Source organism: Streptomyces sp. 1-11, assembly GCF_007176755.1.
Lineage (GTDB): Bacteria > Actinomycetota > Actinomycetes > Streptomycetales > Streptomycetaceae > Streptomyces.
On sequence record NZ_BJTV01000005.1, the window covers coordinates 476,827 to 493,024 of the forward strand.

General features: G+C 74.5%; 12 protein-coding genes. 5 read left to right on the plus strand and 7 right to left on the minus strand.

Annotated features, from left to right (window positions below; translation table 11 throughout):
* Positions 1-25 precede the first annotated feature (25 nt).
* A complete protein-coding gene (locus tag TNCT1_RS14065; RefSeq protein WP_143631416.1) occupies positions 26-1,204 on the minus strand; it encodes an LCP family protein in 1,179 nt (392 codons plus the stop codon).
* Between the two features lie 269 nt (positions 1,205-1,473).
* Positions 1,474-2,229, minus strand: coding sequence for a TIGR03089 family protein (locus TNCT1_RS14070; protein WP_143631419.1), 756 nt, complete (start codon positions 2,227-2,229; stop codon positions 1,474-1,476).
* 128 nt (positions 2,230-2,357) lie between these two features.
* Between TNCT1_RS14070 and TNCT1_RS14075 the strand changes: the two genes are divergently transcribed.
* Both TNCT1_RS14075 and TNCT1_RS14080 read left to right on the plus strand, forming a co-directional pair.
* Positions 2,358-3,695, plus strand: a complete 1,338-nt coding sequence (locus tag TNCT1_RS14075) for a peptidoglycan recognition protein (protein ID WP_143631421.1) — start codon at positions 2,358-2,360, stop codon at positions 3,693-3,695.
* A gap of 170 nt (positions 3,696-3,865) precedes the next feature.
* Entirely contained in the window at positions 3,866-4,948 is a 1,083-nt protein-coding gene (locus TNCT1_RS14080) for an NDP-sugar synthase (protein WP_143631423.1), read from the plus strand.
* 468 nt (positions 4,949-5,416) lie between these two features.
* Here the strand turns inward: TNCT1_RS14080 and TNCT1_RS14085 are convergent, their stop codons facing one another.
* The 4 genes from TNCT1_RS14085 to TNCT1_RS14100 form a co-directional block, all read right to left on the minus strand.
* Positions 5,417-6,442: a DNA-3-methyladenine glycosylase gene (locus TNCT1_RS14085; RefSeq protein WP_174266285.1), complete on the minus strand. Its 1,026-nt coding sequence runs from the start codon at positions 6,440-6,442 to the stop codon at positions 5,417-5,419.
* Positions 6,443-6,524: 82 nt separating this feature from the next.
* Positions 6,525-7,832 (minus strand): coenzyme F420-0:L-glutamate ligase, encoded by a 1,308-nt coding sequence (locus TNCT1_RS14090; RefSeq protein ID WP_143631426.1) that lies wholly within the window; start codon positions 7,830-7,832, stop codon positions 6,525-6,527.
* The gene (cofD, locus tag TNCT1_RS14095) at positions 7,829-8,788 is read right to left on the minus strand and encodes a 2-phospho-L-lactate transferase (protein ID WP_143631429.1); all 960 of its coding nucleotides are present in this window, start codon (positions 8,786-8,788) and stop codon (positions 7,829-7,831) included. The genes TNCT1_RS14090 and cofD overlap by 4 nt, the downstream gene beginning before the upstream one ends.
* A 33-nt stretch (positions 8,789-8,821) precedes the next feature.
* On the minus strand, positions 8,822-9,328 hold the full coding sequence (locus TNCT1_RS14100) for a cysteine dioxygenase family protein (protein ID WP_143631432.1): 507 nt from the start codon (positions 9,326-9,328) through the stop codon (positions 8,822-8,824).
* A gap of 669 nt (positions 9,329-9,997) precedes the next feature.
* Here TNCT1_RS14100 and TNCT1_RS14110 point away from each other — a divergent pair.
* The 3 genes from TNCT1_RS14110 (at position 9,998) to TNCT1_RS14120 (ending at position 15,624) form a co-directional block, all read left to right on the plus strand.
* Positions 9,998-10,261 (plus strand): WhiB family transcriptional regulator, encoded by a 264-nt coding sequence (locus TNCT1_RS14110; RefSeq protein WP_003975777.1) that lies wholly within the window; start codon positions 9,998-10,000, stop codon positions 10,259-10,261.
* Between the two features lie 213 nt (positions 10,262-10,474).
* On the plus strand, positions 10,475-14,125 hold the full coding sequence (locus TNCT1_RS14115; protein WP_143631437.1) for a glycosyltransferase: 3,651 nt from the start codon (positions 10,475-10,477) through the stop codon (positions 14,123-14,125).
* Complete coding sequence (locus tag TNCT1_RS14120; protein WP_143631440.1) at positions 14,122-15,624, plus strand: DUF5719 family protein; 1,503 nt, start codon at positions 14,122-14,124, stop codon at positions 15,622-15,624. Before TNCT1_RS14115 ends, TNCT1_RS14120 begins: the two co-directional genes overlap by 4 nt.
* Before the next feature lie 113 nt (positions 15,625-15,737).
* Here TNCT1_RS14120 and TNCT1_RS14125 read toward each other — a convergent pair whose 3' ends face one another.
* Positions 15,738-16,121 (minus strand): metallopeptidase family protein, encoded by a 384-nt coding sequence (locus tag TNCT1_RS14125; RefSeq protein WP_143631443.1) that lies wholly within the window; start codon positions 16,119-16,121, stop codon positions 15,738-15,740.
* Positions 16,122-16,198: the final 77 nt, after the last annotated feature.

The window sequence follows — 16,198 nt, forward strand, 5'->3', positions numbered from 1 at the left end:
AAGTTTGTCGGCCCGGCCGTGCGCCCTACTCGCAGGTGTGCTCGTCGGCGGTGTTCCCGCGGAAGGTCGGGGTGGGCGAGGGGCCGTTCTTACCGGTTTCTTGCCCGCTGCCGCCGGAAACCTGCCCCGTACCGGCCGTCACCGCCACCGGCTGGTCCGCCCGCAGCCGCGCGAACAGCTTCTCGGCCTCGGGCTCCACCAGTTGGTCGCGGTTGACGTCGTAGACGTACGACTTCCGCGGCACCGTCAGGAACTGGACGTCTTCCGTCCGGATGTCGCGCAGTCCACGCACCAACTGGTACAGGCCGCGCAGGCTCGCCAGTGCGGGATCGGTGGTGAGCGAGGAGGTCGCCGCGTCCAGCAGCGGGTAGAGCTTCACCGGGTTCAGCAGCACGTCGTCGCTCTGCACCTTGTTCACGAGCGCGCCGAGGAACTGCTGCTGCCGGTCGATGCGGTCGGTGTCGCTGCCGTTGCCGAGCGACTCGCGGGCCCGTACGAAGCCGAGCGCCTGCTCCCCGTCCAGCGTCACCTTCCCGGCCGGCAGCCTGAGCCTGGCGGCCTTGTCGTCGATGGGCTGCCGCAGGCACACCCGTACCCCGTCGACGGCGTCCACCATCTCCTTGAACCCGCTGAAGTCGACCACCATGTGATGGTCGACGCGAATGTCCGTCAGCTTCTCGACGGTGCGGATGGTGCAGGCCGAACCGCCCACCTCGAAAGCCCGGTTGAAGATCGCGAACACCGGCTCGCTGCGGCTGCCGTCCGCCCTGCGGCAGCCGGGGATGTCCACCATCAGGTCCCGCGGCAGCGAGACGGCGGTGGCGCTGCGCCGGTCGGCGGCCAGGTGCAGCAGGATCGTGGTGTCGGACCGCTCGCCGCTCACGTCCCGCCCGTACTGCTGGTTGCCCTGCCCGGCCCGGGTGTCGGAGCCGATCAGCAGGATGTTCTGCGCGCCCCGCACCAGCGCGGTGGGCCGTTCCCGCTCGTAGCGGGCGAGTTCGGCGGCGGCCGCCTCGTCGGCGGTGATGTTGCCGTTGAGCCTGGCGTAGACAACCCAGCCGATCCCCGCCGAGGCCATCAGGAACACGGCCGCCCCGAGCGCCGCGCCCCGCACCCAGCGCCGCCGGCGCCGCCGCGCCAGTCCCTCCCCGCCAGCCGAGCACCCGAGACCCGGGCCGAGGGGCTTGCCTGCGCTGTCGGGCACGTCCGGTCACACCCCTCCGATGGCGTACGAGCGTCACGTGCTGCTCCTACGACGATGGCGGGGAGCGGGCGGGGCAGCCGCCCTTTGCTGCTCCGTTCGGGTGACGGCCGCACGGCCTCCGCGGACGCGGAGGCCGGTGGGTGCGGTGCCGGTGTCCGGCTGGTTCGGCGACCGGGTGCGGTGCCGGTGTCCGGCCGGTTCGGCGACCGGGCGCGGTGCCGGTGCGCGCTCGGCTCGGTGGCGGTGCGCGGTGCCGGTGTCCGGCCGGCTCAGTGACGGGAGGCGGTCACCCGTTCGCTCTCGATCCGCTTGGCCAAGCCTTCCCCGTCCAGCCGGTCCAGGTGACGGCACAGCACCACGGACCCGCCGACCGCCAGCGGCGCGTAGAGCCCCGCGCTGAGCCCGTCCCACGTGTCGTACGACAGCCCCGACAGCAGCCGTGACCCGGGCCCCGTGAGGTCCAGCGACGGCGCCTCGGACAGCGCCCGCTCGACCACCTCGGCCCCGCTGTACTCCGCCCCGGCGACGATCAGCGCGGGCTCCTCGGGGTCCACGGGGGCGAACGGCGCGAACCGGTCACCCTGGCTCGGCGCCTCCACGGCGTAGTCGACGAAACCCTCCGGCGGCTGCGGGAACCGCCCGCCGAGCGGCCGCAGCGCCAGCGCGACCCGCTCGCCGCGGCAGGCCCGCGCCGCCTCCAGGGTGTCGGGCCCGCTCACCACGACGTCGGCGGCGGCCGGGTCGCCCGCCATGTCGGCGACCGCTCCCACCGACGAGCAGGCGACCAGCCACACCGCCGTCTGCCAGTGGGCGGGCAGCAGCAGCGCGACCCGGTCGCCGGGGCCGGCGGCCAGGTCGCCCTGCAGCAGGTTCGCGGTCTTGGCCACCCAATTGGCGAAGGTGGCCACGGACAGTTCCACGCGCTCGCCCGTGGCGTCGTCGTAGAAGGTCACCAGGGGGCGTCCGGCGTCCGCGGCGAGCGCGGAACGCAGCAGGTCGGCAGGGGTGCGATCGGTGGCGTTCACCCGCGCAAGACTACGCCGGGGCGGCCCCGCGCACCGAGCGCCGAGGCCACCGGTTCGGCGCAACGGCCGCGGCGGAACCCCCAGTTCCCCGATGGCGGGCCGTGCTGAGCGTGTTCAGGATCAAGGGCATGCGTGGATTCCTCAGCTCCCCGGCAGGCGCCACCTCGATCGGCGTCACCTGCGCGGCCGTCCTCGTCCTCCCGGCGGCCCCGACCGCGGCCGCCGCCCCGCGCGCGGAGCGGCCCGCCGCGGCGGTCGGGCCGGCCGGGGCCGCGGTCCCGGGCAGCACCCAGTCACTGCCCCTGGCGCCGCTCGACCAGGAGCGCACCCCCGGAACCACCCCCGCGCAGGGCCTGTACCGCGCGGACGTACGGCACTTCTCGCTCGTCGGCGTGATCTGGGACGACCCGGACGCCGCGCTGCGCGGCACGGTGCAGGTGCGCACCCGGTCGGCCGCGTCCGGCAAGTGGTCCGGCTGGCAGGACGTCGAGACGCACAACGAGGACCACGGCGCCGACCCGGCCTCCGCCGAACGCGCCTCCGGCCGGGTGCGCGGGGCCACCGCGCCGCTGTGGGTGGGGGACTCGAAAGGCGTGGACGTACGGGTGCGCGCCGACTCCGTGCCGGACCGGGCGGCCGCCGGCCGCGGCCGGGGCGGCGACCCGCGCTCGTCCCTGCCGTCCGGTCTGCGCCTGGAACTCGTCGACCCCGGCGGCGGGACGGGAACGCAGGGACCGCAGGCGGACGCCCCCCGCACCCTCCCGGCGCTGAACCGGCGCGACACCGAACGGGAACTGGACCGCCTGCGGGCCGACGGCGACCTGGACCCCGCCGACGACGGCGCGCCCCGGGCCAAGCCCTACATCGGGCCACGCCCGGGCATCGTGACGCGCCGGGGCTGGGGCGCGGACGAGTCCCTGCGCGCACGCGGGTTCGTCTACACCAAGAAGATCAAGGCCGCCTTCGTGCACCACACGTCCACGGGCAACGGCTATTCCTGCGCCCAGGCGCCGTCCGTGATCCGCGGCGTCTACCGCTACCACGTCAAGAGCATGGGCTGGCGGGACATCGGCTACAACTTCCTCGTCGACAAGTGCGGGACCATCTACGAGGGCCGGGCCGGCGGCGTGACCAAGGCCGTCCTCGGCGCCCACACCCTCGGGTTCAACAGCAACAGCATGGGCGTCGCCGTCATCGGCAGCTACAGCTCCCGCAAGCCGTCCAGCGCCGCGGTGAAGGCCGTCGCCAAGCTCACCGCCTGGAAACTCGGCCTCTACGGTGTCAATCCACGCGGCAAGACGTATCTGACATCGGGTGGCGGCAACCTCTACCCGAAGGGGAAGAGCGTCCGGCTGAACGTGATCTCCGGACACAGGGACGGATTCGCCACCGACTGCCCGGGCAAGCGGCTGTACGCCAAGCTCGGTTCGGCCCGTTCCAGCGCGGCGAAGTACCAGGGCCGCTGAGGCCACAGGCTGCGTTCACCGTCGCCGGGAGGGTCACGCGGGCGGGGGAATCCGGGCCCCGATCCCGCCTCCCACCGCGCGGCCGTGGAAGCCGTCACCTGCCGGCCTGCATACACTGACCGGCCGAAACGACACGTTCGGCCGGTCCCGGCAGGAAGCAGAGACGACAGGTGACAGAAGCGATCCTCCTGGTCGGCGGCAAAGGCACGCGGCTGCGTCCGCTCACGGTGCACACGCCCAAGCCCATGGTCCCGGCGGCCGGAGTGCCGTTCCTCACCCACCAGCTCGCGAGAGCCAGGGCGGCGGGCGTGGAGCACATCGTCCTCGCCACGAGCTACCTCGCCGAGGTCTTCGAGCCCTACTTCGGCGACGGCGCCGCGCTGGGCCTGCACATCGAGTACGTCACCGAGGAGGAGCCCCTCGGCACGGGCGGCGCCATCCGCAACGTGGCCTCACGCCTGCGCTCCGGGCCCGACGACCCGGTCCTGATCTTCAACGGCGACATCCTGACCGGCCTGGACATCCGGGCCCTGGTGGACACCCACGAGTCGACCGGCGCGGACGTGTCCCTGCACCTGACGAAGGTGACGGACCCGCGCGCCTACGGCCTGGTCCCGACCGACGAGACCGGCCGCGTGCTCGCCTTCCTGGAGAAGCCGCAGACGCCGGAGGAGATCGTCACCGACCAGATCAACGCGGGGGCGTACGTCTTCCGCCGCTCCGTGATCGACACCATCCCGGCGGGCCGGCCGGTCTCCGTCGAGCGCGAGACCTTCCCGGACCTGCTGTCCGCCGGGGCCCATCTGCAGGGCATGGTGGACTCGACGTACTGGCTCGACCTCGGCACCCCCGCGGCCTTCGTGCGCGGCTCCGCGGACCTGGTGCTCGGCCGCGCCCCGTCCCCGGCCGTCCCCGGCCGCTGCGGGGACCGGCTGGTCCTGCCCACGGCCGTCGTCGCCCCGGACGCGAAGCTCACCGGCGGCACGGTGGTCGGCGAGGGCGCGTTCGTCGCGGACGGCGCCCGGGTCTCCGGCTCGACGATCCTGCCCGGCGCGGTCATCGAGCCCGGCGCCGTCATCACCGACTCCCTCATCGGCAGCCGCGCCCGGATCGGCGAACGCTCCGTCCTCACCGGCACGGTCGTCGGCGACGGCGCGGTGGTCGGCCCCGACAACGAACTCCGCGAGGGCGTCCGCGTCTGGTGCGACGCCCACATCCCCCCAGCCGCCCTCCGCTTCTCCTCCGACCAGTAGACACCTCCCACCCCACCCCACCCCACCCCACCCCACCCCACCCCACCCCGCCCCGCCCCGCCCCGCCCCCGGCCCCGGCCCGCGGCGGGCGCCGGGGCGCGCGCGGCTACGGGGACCGGGCTTGCCTGACGGCAGACACGGGGGCGCGGCCAGCCACGGGCGCCGGGGCGCGCGCAGCTACGGGCACCGGGCTCGCGTGACGGCAGAGACCGGGGTGCGGCCAGCCACGGGCACGGGGGCGCGCGCAGCTATGGGCACCGTGGCCCGCGTAGCTGCGGGCATGCGTGCCGCTAGGGGCGGCACGGGTGGGCGCAGCGGCACCCCGCGAGCGCGGGCCAGCGAAACGCCCCCAAGTCCAGCAAAGAGGCCGAGCACCTGCCGAAGAGCGCCAGCCCCAGCCGGCCCACTCAGCCGGCCAGCCGGCGAGCCAGTCCGGCCCAGCCAAGCCCAGCCCACCCCAGCAAAGCCCTACAGCAACCCGATATCCACCCGAGGCATCTTCGGCGCCCGCCGCCCCGGCACCTGCCCACTCAGCAGAATCAACCGCGCCGCCCGATGCCGCTGCCCCGCATACGGCTCCAGCAACCGCAGCATCTCCGCGTCATCGGCGTCCCGGTTCCGGGCCAGCGCCCACCCCACGATCCCCGGCAGATGCAGATCCCCGACGGTCACCGCATCCGCCGCCCCGTGACTGCGCTGCACCACCTCCGCCGACGTCCACGGCCCGATCCCCGGCACGACCTCCAGCCGCGCCCGCGCCTCGGCCGCCGGCATCCCCACCGCCTGCTCGAGCCGCGCGGCGACCCGCACGGCGCGCAGGATCGTCGAGGCCCGCTTGTCGTCGACGCCGGCCCGGTGCCACTCCCAGGAGGGAATCAGCGCCCACGTCCGCGCCGCGGGCATCACCCACATCGGTCGCTCGGACACTCCCGCGGGCCCGGGCGCCGGCTCCCCGAACCTCCGCACCAGCAACCGCCACGCCCGGTACGCCTCGTCGGTGGTGACCTTCTGCTCCAGCACCGACGGAATCAGCGACTCGAGCACCAGCCCGGTCCGCGTCAGCCGCAGCCCCGGCCGCCGGTGCCGTGCCAGCGCCACCACCCGGTGCCGGGGCACGAACGCGTCCGGGTCGTCGTCGGCGCCCAGCAGCCGGGGCAGGCGCTCCAGCAGCCACTGCGCACCGGGCCCCCACGCCTCGCCGAGCACCTCACCGCCGTACGCGCGCACCCGCAGTGTGCCCGGGCCGGCCGGTGTCCGGGCGGCCCGCCACACGGACCCGTCCGGTGTGGTCCGGAACGTCGGGTCGCCGGGCCCGCGCCGCAGCGGACCCAGCACCAGCCCGAGATCGAGCGGCCCCTCCGGGACCCAGCGCCGCACGCGCGCGGGTGCGGGCCCCGTGGCCTGCCGGGGTATCCCGGCGGCGCCGGCGGGCACACCGGCGTGCCCGCCGCGCACGGTCGTACGCGTGGGACGCGGAGCGAATCGTCCTGCCACTGGTGGGTTCCTCGGATGCCGGGGGTGTCCTACGAGACTAGGCGGTCACCCGGGGCGCCGGGCGCCACTCCGCCCACGGAACTCACCGCACCTCGATGAACGCCCCCGCGTCCCGCTCCGGCCGCGCCTTCGGCTCCTCGGCCGGATGGCCCACCGCCACCGCGCCCATGGGGTCCCAGTCCGCCGGCAGCTCGAGCACCTCGCGCACCACGTCCCGGCAGAACATCGTCGACGAGACCCAGGCCGAGCCCAGCCGCTCCCCGGCCAGCGCGACCAGGAGGTTCTGCACGCCCGCGCCCGTCGCGACGACGAACATCTCCCGCTCGGCGCCGTCCCGCCGGGCGTCCCCGTAGGTGTGCGACCCGTCCATGACGAGGCAGGGCACGACCAGGTACGGGGCGTTGCGGAGCACGTCCCCGCGCCGGACCCGCTTGGCGATGGACTCCTCGCTCTTGCCGTCGCGGCGCAGATCGGCGATCCAGGCGTCCCGCATCGCGTCGAGCAACCGCGTCCGCGACGCCGCGGACTCCAGCAGCACGAACCGCCAGGGCGTGGTGTGGTGGGGTGCGGGCGCGGTGACCGCCGCGGCCACCGCGCGCCGGACCGAGCCGGGGTCCACGGGCTCGTCGGTGAAGGCCCGCACGGTACGGCGCCGGGTCACGGCCTCCCGCACCGCCTCGGACGTGCCGAGCCGGAACATGTCGTCCCGCGCGGTACGCACCAACGCCCGCGCTCCCTCGCCGTCCGCGCCGTCCACCACGTGTGGCAGCCCGCGCACCACGGCGACCGGGAGTCCGGCGGCCTTGCCCTTGACCAGGTCGCCCGCCGCGGCCAGTTCGTCGGCGGTGGCGACGACGGTGGCGCTCAGCGGGTTGCCGTGCGCGTCGGCGCCCCCGCGCAGGTCGTCCAGGACGCGCACCCCGGCGGCGCCGATGGCGACGTCCGTGAGGCCCGCGCGCCAGGGCCGGCCGAAGGTGTCGGTGACGACGACGCCGACCCGCACGCCGAGCGCGTCGCGCAGCCCGTCGCGGATCGCGCGCGCGGACGCGTCCGGGTCCTCGGGGAGCAGCAGCACGGTGCCCGAAGGGGTGTTGGAGGCGTCGACCCCGGCGGCGGCCATCACCAGGCCCTGCCGGTTCTCGACGATGCGCAGGGCGCCGCGCCGGGCCACCACCCGCACGGTCTCCGCGTCGATCGCGGACTCGCGGTCGTCCGCCCGGACGACGCGGCCCTCCGCCTTGGACACGATCTTGGACGTGACCAGCAGCACGTCGCCGTCGGCGAGTCCGGGCTCGGCGGCGGCGATCAGCTTGGCGAGGTCGTCACCGGGCTGCACCTCGCCGATCCCGGACGGGGCCCAGACCCGGTACTCCGGGCGCTCACCGCTCACGCTCCCCGCACCTCCTCGGCCAGCGCCAGCGCCTCGCGCGCCATCTGCGCGGCCGCGTCGACGTCGGTCATCATCAGCGGCACGGCCCGGCAGCGGATCCCGTCCGCCTCCACGCGTCCGACCACGCCCGCGTCGACCGTGTCGACGAGCCAGCCGTCCAGCAGCCCCGAGCCGTAGTGCTCGGCGACCGCGGCGGCCGTGGACTCAACGCCGACCGCGGCGAGCACCTTGTCGGCCATGCCGCGCACCGGCGCGTCCCCGACGATGGGGGACAGGCCGACCACGGGCACGCCGGCCTCCGCGATCGCCTCCCGGATGCCCGGCACGGCCAGGATGGTGCCGATGGACACCACCGGGTTGGACGGCGGGAAGAGGATGACGTCCGCCTCGGCGATGGCCTCCAGCACGCCCGGCGCCGGCTTGGCCTGCTCGGCGCCGACCGGCACGACCGCCTCGGCCGTGACCGAGGCGCGCAGCCGCACCCAGTACTCCTGGAAGTGGATCGCCTTGCGTTCGCCGTCGACCACCGCGGCCACATGGGTCTCCACGCGGTCGTCGGTCATCGGGATCAGCCGTACCCCGGGCTTCCAGCGGTCGCAGAGCGCCTCGGTGACCGCGCTCAGCGGATAGCCCGCGCCCAGCATCTGCGTCCGCACTATGTGCGTGGCGAAGTCACGGTCGCCGAGCCCGAACCACTCCGGGCCGACCCCGTAGGCCGCCAGCTCCTCCTTGAGGTGGAAGGTCTCGTCCGTCCGCCCCCAGCCCTGCTCCTCGTTGATGCCGCCGCCCAGCGTGTACATCACCGTGTCGAGGTCCGGGCAGACCTTCAGCCCGAAGAGGTGGATGTCGTCGCCGGTGTTGCCGATCACCGTGACGTCCGCGTCCGGCACGGCCCGCTTCAGACCGCGCAGGAACCGGGCACCACCGATGCCGCCTGCCAGAACCACAATGCGCATGGCCCAAGTCTCGCAGGCGGGTGCGACATCGTGTCAGGCAGTCACCGGACGCGGCTCGGTCCGGGCCTCGCAGTGCGGCGAGGAGTGCATCGGCATCTCGGTCAGGCCCGGGTAGTACACGTGCAGGCTCACCGCCGGCTCCAGGGCGTCGTTCAGCACCTCGTGCGCGTAACCCGGCGCGAACACCCGCTGGGCGCCGGCCGCCAGCGCGCGCGTGCCCCGCTCCGTGCGCTCGGTCAGCGTCCCCTCGAGGACGGTGAGGACACCGGAGGAGCGGCCGTGGCCGTGCGTCCCGCTGCCCTGGCCGGGCACCCAGGAAAGCAGCCACACCTCGTAGCCGGGGCCGGTGCGCAGCCGGTGGTACCAGCGGGTGGTGGCGTCGTAGCGGACGAGGTGCGCCCACTGGGCGCGGTCGGCGGCGATGGCGCGGGCGAGGCCCACGAACTCGGCGACGGTGGCGGGGTGCTCGCGCGGCGGCTGGAGCAGGTGCGGGACTTCGAGGATGTCGCCGGCGATCTGGAGGTCGTTGTCGCTGTTCATAGCGTGAGGGGGTTCCTCGGCGGGAGTGGGGGCTGGGTGTCGCTCTGCGTCCGCCCGGGTCACGGGCGAGGAGAGATGTCCCGGGTGGAGTTCAGGGACAGGGGAACGCGGCCGGGCCGGGATGGGCTCGGGAGCAGCCGGAGCGCGATGGGCTCAACAGCTGGGACAGCAACAACAGCTACAGCGCGCGCGTGCGGCACCGAGGGACCCGGCGGTGCGGGTCGATGCGGGTGCCAAGTTCGCGAGCATGCCCAATAGGACACCGGTTCACACTCGGGCTGTCAACTCGACGCCCGGAAAGTGCGACATGGTTCACCTCATCCGGTTCATCTGTCAGGTGAAAGGTTTGTTCACCCGGATCCCGGGACACATGGCGCACAACCGAGCGCTCGAGCCTCGCCGGAACGAGATCGAACGCGGGGGCGTCCTTCTTCGTACAGAGGCCTGTGCGGGTTCGCCGCCCCTCTGGCCCTCGTTCTGCGTGTCAGGGTTTATGCCGATTTGAACACTTTCCGCATGGCCTTGGTTCCGCAGAGTGAATAACGGGCTCAATAGCAGATCTCGGCTTGACTCGCCCGGAGCAGCACACTTGTAATTTCACTCGTGTCGTTCAGCCGAAATCGGTAGCGGCTACGCACGGGGAGACGTGAAGACAGACGAGGGGCGCACATGACCGAGCTGGTGCAGCAACTGCTGGTCGACGACGCGGACGAGGAACTCGGCTGGCAGGAGCGCGCACTGTGCGCCCAGACCGACCCCGAGTCCTTCTTCCCGGAGAAGGGCGGCTCGACGAGAGAGGCGAAGAAGGTCTGCCTCGCCTGCGAGGTGCGCTCCGAATGCCTCGAGTACGCCCTCGCCAACGACGAGCGCTTCGGCATCTGGGGCGGTCTGTCCGAGCGTGAGCGCCGCCGGCTGAAGAAGGCCGCCGTCTGACCGGCGGCCGGCCACCCTCCGGTCACCGCACCGCCGAGCGGCCGGACCGCGGCCCCGCGGATGTCACGAACGGCCCGTCGCCCGTGGGTTGTCCACAGGCGGCGGGCCGTCGTCATGGTCAGCCGATAGTGTGGTCGCTCGTCCGAGACGCACCGCTGTCCCCTCGGGGCACAGGCGTCCACCGCAGTCCATCGAACCGGGGCCCGTACCTCGATGTCCGTGCACAGCCAAACAGCAGCTCAAGACCCGGCTGCCCACCCTGAGTTCCCGCGTCATGTGGTGACCGCGGTCCTCGTCTCCCACGACGGCGCCCGCTGGCTGCCCGACGCGCTGGCCGGGCTGCTCGGCCAGGAACGCCCCGTCCAGAACGCGGTGGCGGCCGACACCGGCAGCGCGGACGACTCCGCCCGGCTGGTCGCCGAGGCCCTCGGTGACGACCGCGTGCTGCACCTGGCCCGCCGCACCGGCTTCGGACAGGCGGTGGAGGAGGCGACCCGCGTCGCCCCCCTCCTCACCCCGGACGAACTGCCGTACCTCAGGCGCCCCAGCGGCTGGGACCCGGTCACGCGCTCGTGGCGCGACGACGCCTACGACCTGCCCGAACTGCCCCACGGCGAACCCATCCAGTGGCTCTGGCTGCTGCACGACGACTGCGCCCCCGAACCCGACGCCCTCGCCCAGCTGCTCAGGGTCGTCGACAACGAACTCGAACTCGGCCGCGAAGACGTGGCGATCGTCGGACCCAAGCTGCGCGGCTGGTACGACCGCAGGCAACTGCTGGAGGTCGGCGTCTCCATCGCCAACTCCGGCCGCCGCTGGACGGGTCTCGACCGCCGGGAACAGGACCAGGGCCAGCACGACCACGTCCGCACCGTACTGTCCGTGTCCACCGCCGGCATGCTGGTGCGCCGCGACGTCTTCGAGCAGCTCGGCGGATTCGACCGCCGGCTGCCCCTGATGCGCGACGACGTCGACCTGTGCTGGCGGGCGCACGCGGCCGGCCACCGGGTCCTCGTCGCCCCCGAGGCGGTCGTACGGCACGCCGAGGCGGCCTCCCGCGAGCGCCGCACCGTCGACTGCGTGGGCCGCACCGCCGCCTCCCCGCACAAGGTCGACAAGGCCGGCGCCATCTACACCCTGCTCGTCAACGTCCGCACGGCCGCGCTGCCCTGGGTGCTGCTGCGGCTCGTCCTCGGCACCCTCCTTCGGACCGTCGCCTACCTCGTGGGCAAGGTCCCCGGGCAGGCCGTCGACGAGATCCGCGGTCTGCTGGGCACCCTGCTGCGGCCCGAGCGGATCCTCGCCGGACGGCGCCGCCGCGGCCCCTCCCAGATCGACAGGACGGAGCTGCGCCGGCTCTTCCCGCCCCCGGGCGCGACCATCCGCGCCACCGTGGAGCAGATCGCGGGCAACTTCTCCAACGGCTCCGACACCGACACCTCCTCCGCCGGCCGGCACGGCGGCGCCGTGGAGTCCGGGCCCGGCGGCGACGACGCCGACTTCCTGGAGATCGAGCAGTTCGCCCGGCTGAAGCGGATCGCCCGCAAGCCGGGCCCGGTCCTCTTCCTGGGGCTGCTCCTGGTCTCCCTCGTCGCCTGCCGCGCCCTGCTCGGCGGCGGCGCCCTCGCGGGCGGCGCCCTGCTGCCCGCCCCGGCGAGCGCCGGCGACCTCTGGTCCCGCTACCTGGACGCCTGGCACCCGGTGGGCGCCGGCGGCACCGCCGCCGCACCGCCCTACCTCGCCATCGTCGCGACGCTCGCCTCGATCCTGTTCGGCTCCACCGGGCTCGCCGTCACCGTGCTGCTGGTCTGCTCGGTCCCCCTGGCCGGCCTCACCGCCTACTTCGCCTCCCGGCCCCTCGTCACCTCCCGCCTGCTGCGCGCCTGGGCCGCGATCGCCTACGCCTTCCTGCCCGCCGCCACCGGCGCGCTGGCCGGCGGCCGCATCGGCACCGCCGTCCTCGCCGTGCTGCTGCCGCTCATCGCGCGCGCGGGCATCGCCGCGAGCGGTCTCACCCACGCCTCCGGCGCGCGCGGAAGCTGGCGCGCCACCTGGGCGTACGCGCTGCTGCTGACCGTCACCACCGCGTTCACCCCGATCGTCTGGCCCATCGCGCTGATCCTCGGCATCGGCGTGCTGGTCCTGCGCCGCGGCGACCTCGTCGCCCACCTCCTGCGCTTCCTGGCCCAGCTCGGCACCCCGCTGCTGGTCCTCGCCCCCTGGTCGCTGACCCTGCTCCCGACCGGCTTCTTCACCGAGGCGGGCCTGGAGTACGGCGGCTCCAGCGCCTCCGCGCTCGACCTGCTCGGCGCCGGTCCCGGCGGTCCCGGCACCGTCGACGGCCTGATGCTCATCGGCATCGTCCTGGCCGCCCTGGCCGCGCTGCTGCGCTCCGAGCGCCAGTTGGGCATCCGGACCGCCTGGGCCGCCGCCCTGGTCGGCCTGGTCTTCGCCGTCCTGTCCAACCGCTCCGCCTGGGCCGGCCCGGCCACCCTCGTCTACGGCATCGCCCTGCTGGCCGCCGCGGCCCTGGGCGCCGACGGGGCACGCGCGCGCGTGGCTGAGCAGAGCTTCGGCTGGCGCCAGCCCGTCGCCGCCCTGATCGCCTTCGCCTCCGCCGCGGGCCCGCTGCTCGTCGCCGCCGGCTGGATGATCGGCGGCGCCGACGGCCCGCTGGAGCGCCGCGACCCGGTGCAGGTTCCCGCGTTCGTCGCCGAGGACGCCGCCACCCGCGACCAGGCCCGCACCCTGGTCCTGGACAGCGAATCCACCGCACACGTGCGCTACAGCCTGGTCCGCGGCTCCGGCGCCCGCATGGGAGACGCCGAACTCGCCGCCACCGACGGGGAGAACGCCAGGCTCGACAAGGTCGTCGCCAACCTGGTGGCGGGCTCCGGCGCCGACCAGGCGGGCCAGCTCGGCGGCTTCGCCGTGCGGTACGTCCTCGTCCACAAGGGCGCACCCCGCGAGATCACCCGCGTCCTCGACGCCACCCCCGGGCTCAGCCGGCTCAGCCAGCAGGACGGCAGCGCCCTGTGGCGCGTCGGCCGGCAGGTCTCCCGCGCCACCATCGTGCCCGCGGGCGGCACCGGCACCGCCCAGTCCGTCGCCGCCGGACCGGTGGAGATCCACACCACCATCCCGGCAGGATCCCGCGGCCGCGTCCTGCGCCTGGCCGACGCCGTCTCCGACGGCTGGACGGCCACCCTGGACGGCAGGCCGCTCACCCGCACCACGGTCGACGGCTGGGCGCAGGGCTTCCGGCTGCCGGCCGACGGCGGTCGGCTGGACGTCGTGCACGACGACCCGGTCACCCACACCGCCTGGCTGTGGGTCCAGGGCGCGCTCGCCCTCGTCCTGGTCGTCCTCGCCCTGCCCGGCCGCCGCCGCGACATCGACGACGACCTGCCCGAGGAGCAGCCGCTGCCCGCCCAGGACGCCTCCGGCGAGGGCCGCCGTGCCCGCCGGCTGCGCGCCCAGGCCGAGGAGGCGGCCGTCCCGGAGCAGCCCGGCCCCGACAGCGTGCCGCCCGCTCCGCAGGAGGCCCCCGCGGCCGTTCCCGAGGAGACCCCGGCGGCCGCCGTCCCCCAGCAGCCGGCGTACGGCGACTGGGACTACGCGGGCGGCGAGTACGCCGGTTACGGCACCGGCCAGTACCACGGCGCCGGCCAGTACCAGGGCGAGGGCTACGACCAGCAGGCGTACCAGCCCGACCCCTACCAGAACGGCCAGTACGACCCCTACGCCTACGGCGGCACGCCCGAGCAGCAGGCGTACGACGAGCAGGCGTACCAGCACGGTTACGACCCGGCCCAGCAGCAGTACGGCACCGGCAGCGAGCGCCCCGACGGGAGCCAGCAGTGAACCGCACCACCCTGTCCCTGATCGCCTGCACGACCGCGCTGGCCGCCGTCACCGCCTTCGCCGCGCTCGACACACCGGCCGCCCCCGGCGCGGACCCGGCCACGGCGGCCGCCGAGCTGCCCGTGGAGCGGACCAGCCTGCTGTGCCCGGCGCCGAGCTCCTCCGACATCGCCGACACCTCGTACACGTCGTTCACGCCCGTCACCAAGGGCACGGCGAGCGGCGGCAAGGCCCAACTCCAGGCGGCCACCGAGCAGTCGGCGGACGGCACGAGCGGGTCCAAGAAGGGCGCCGGGAAGAAGCCCGCCGCACCCGTCCTCACCCCGAAGAGCCCCGGCACCCCGGCCACCGGCGACACCTCCGGCGCCGACACTCCCGCACAGGTCGGCACCGCCGACGGCAAGTACGCCCCCGGCTGGACCGTGCAGGAGACCACCGAGGTGGTCGCGGGCACGGGCCGGGGACTGCAGGGCGTCAACTGCACCGCCCCCGACACCGAGTTCTGGTTCCCGGGCGCCAGCACGGCCGCCGACCGCACCGACTACGTGCACCTGACCAACCCCGAGGACTCCGCCGCCGTCGTCGACATCGAGCTGTACGGCAAGGACGGCGCGATCAAGTCCTCGGTGCCGGACGGCTTCACGATCCCCCCGCACGGGAGCGAGCCGATCCTGCTGTCCACGCTCACCGACGAACGGCAGACGGACCTCACCGTCCACGTCAGCGTGCGCAGCGGCCGGGTCGGCGCGGCGGTGCAGGCCCTGGACGACAAGGTGGGCGGCGACTGGCTGGCCGCCGCCGACGACCCGTCCGCCGGCCTGGTGCTGCCCGGCATCCCGAAGGACGCCACCGACGTCCGCCTGATCGCCTTCACTCCCGGCGACGCCGACGCGGACCTCAAGATCCGGCTGGCCTCGCCCGACGGTCTGATCACCCCGGCGGGCAACGAGACGTTGCACGTCAAGGCCGGCATGACGACCGCGGCCGACCTCGGCGACGTCACCCGCGGCGAGGCGGGCTCCCTGGTGCTCACGCCCACCGACCAGTCCGTGCCGGTGGTGGCGGCGCTGCGGGTGGTCCGGGGCAAGGGAGCCAAGCAGGAGACGGCCTTCATCCCCGCCACGGCCCCCGTCGGCAAGCGGGCGACCTCGGCGGACAACCGCGGCAAGACCTCGACCCTCTCCCTGACGGCCCCCACGGCGACCAGCACGGTCAGGGTCACGGCCTCGGCGGGCAGCGAGGGCGGCGCCCCGGTCACGAAGACCTACACCGTCAAGTCCGGCACCACGCTGGACGTCCCGGCCCTCACGCCGTCCGGTCTGAAGGGCACCTACGCCCTGACCGTGGAACCCGTCTCCGGAGGCCCCCTCTACGCCTCCCGCACCCTCACCTCCACGGCGGCCGGCGTCCCCGCCTTCACCATCCAGACCCTCCCCACCGACCGGGGCCTGGTCTCAGTGCCCCGGACGACCGAGGACCTGTCCCTGCTCCAGAAGTGACCCCGGCCCGGCTGCGGCGGCCCGACGCGCGCACCGGGCCGCCGCAGCGCCGGGCACGGGCGCCGGCGTGGACCCGGGCGCCCACAGGGCAGGCCCGCGGCAGGCAGCCCGGCTCAGTCCTCGCCGTACCGGGGATCGACCGTCTCGGGCGTCAGCCCCAGCAACTCCGCCACCTGCTCCACCACGACCTCGTGCACCAACGCGGCCCGCTCGTCCCGCCCCTTGGTCCGGATCTCCACCGGCCGCCGGTACACCACGACCCGGGCCCGCCGTCCGTCCCGCGCGGGAACGACCCCGCCGAGCGGAACGGCCTCGTCGCTCCACACGTCCGTGCCGCGCCCCTCCAGCCGGGGCACCTCGAGCACCATGAAGTCCATGTCGGCCAGTTGCGGCCACCGCCGCTCGAGACGCTCAACGGAGTCCTGCACCAGGTCCGCGAACACCTCGGCGCGGCTGGCCGCCAGCGGCACCTGAGGCGGCGCGATCGGCCCTCGCATGCCCCGCCCGTGACGATCACGGCGACGGGGCCCGGGGCCGGTGGCACGGGGCGGTACACGGTTGTCCATCACCGCAG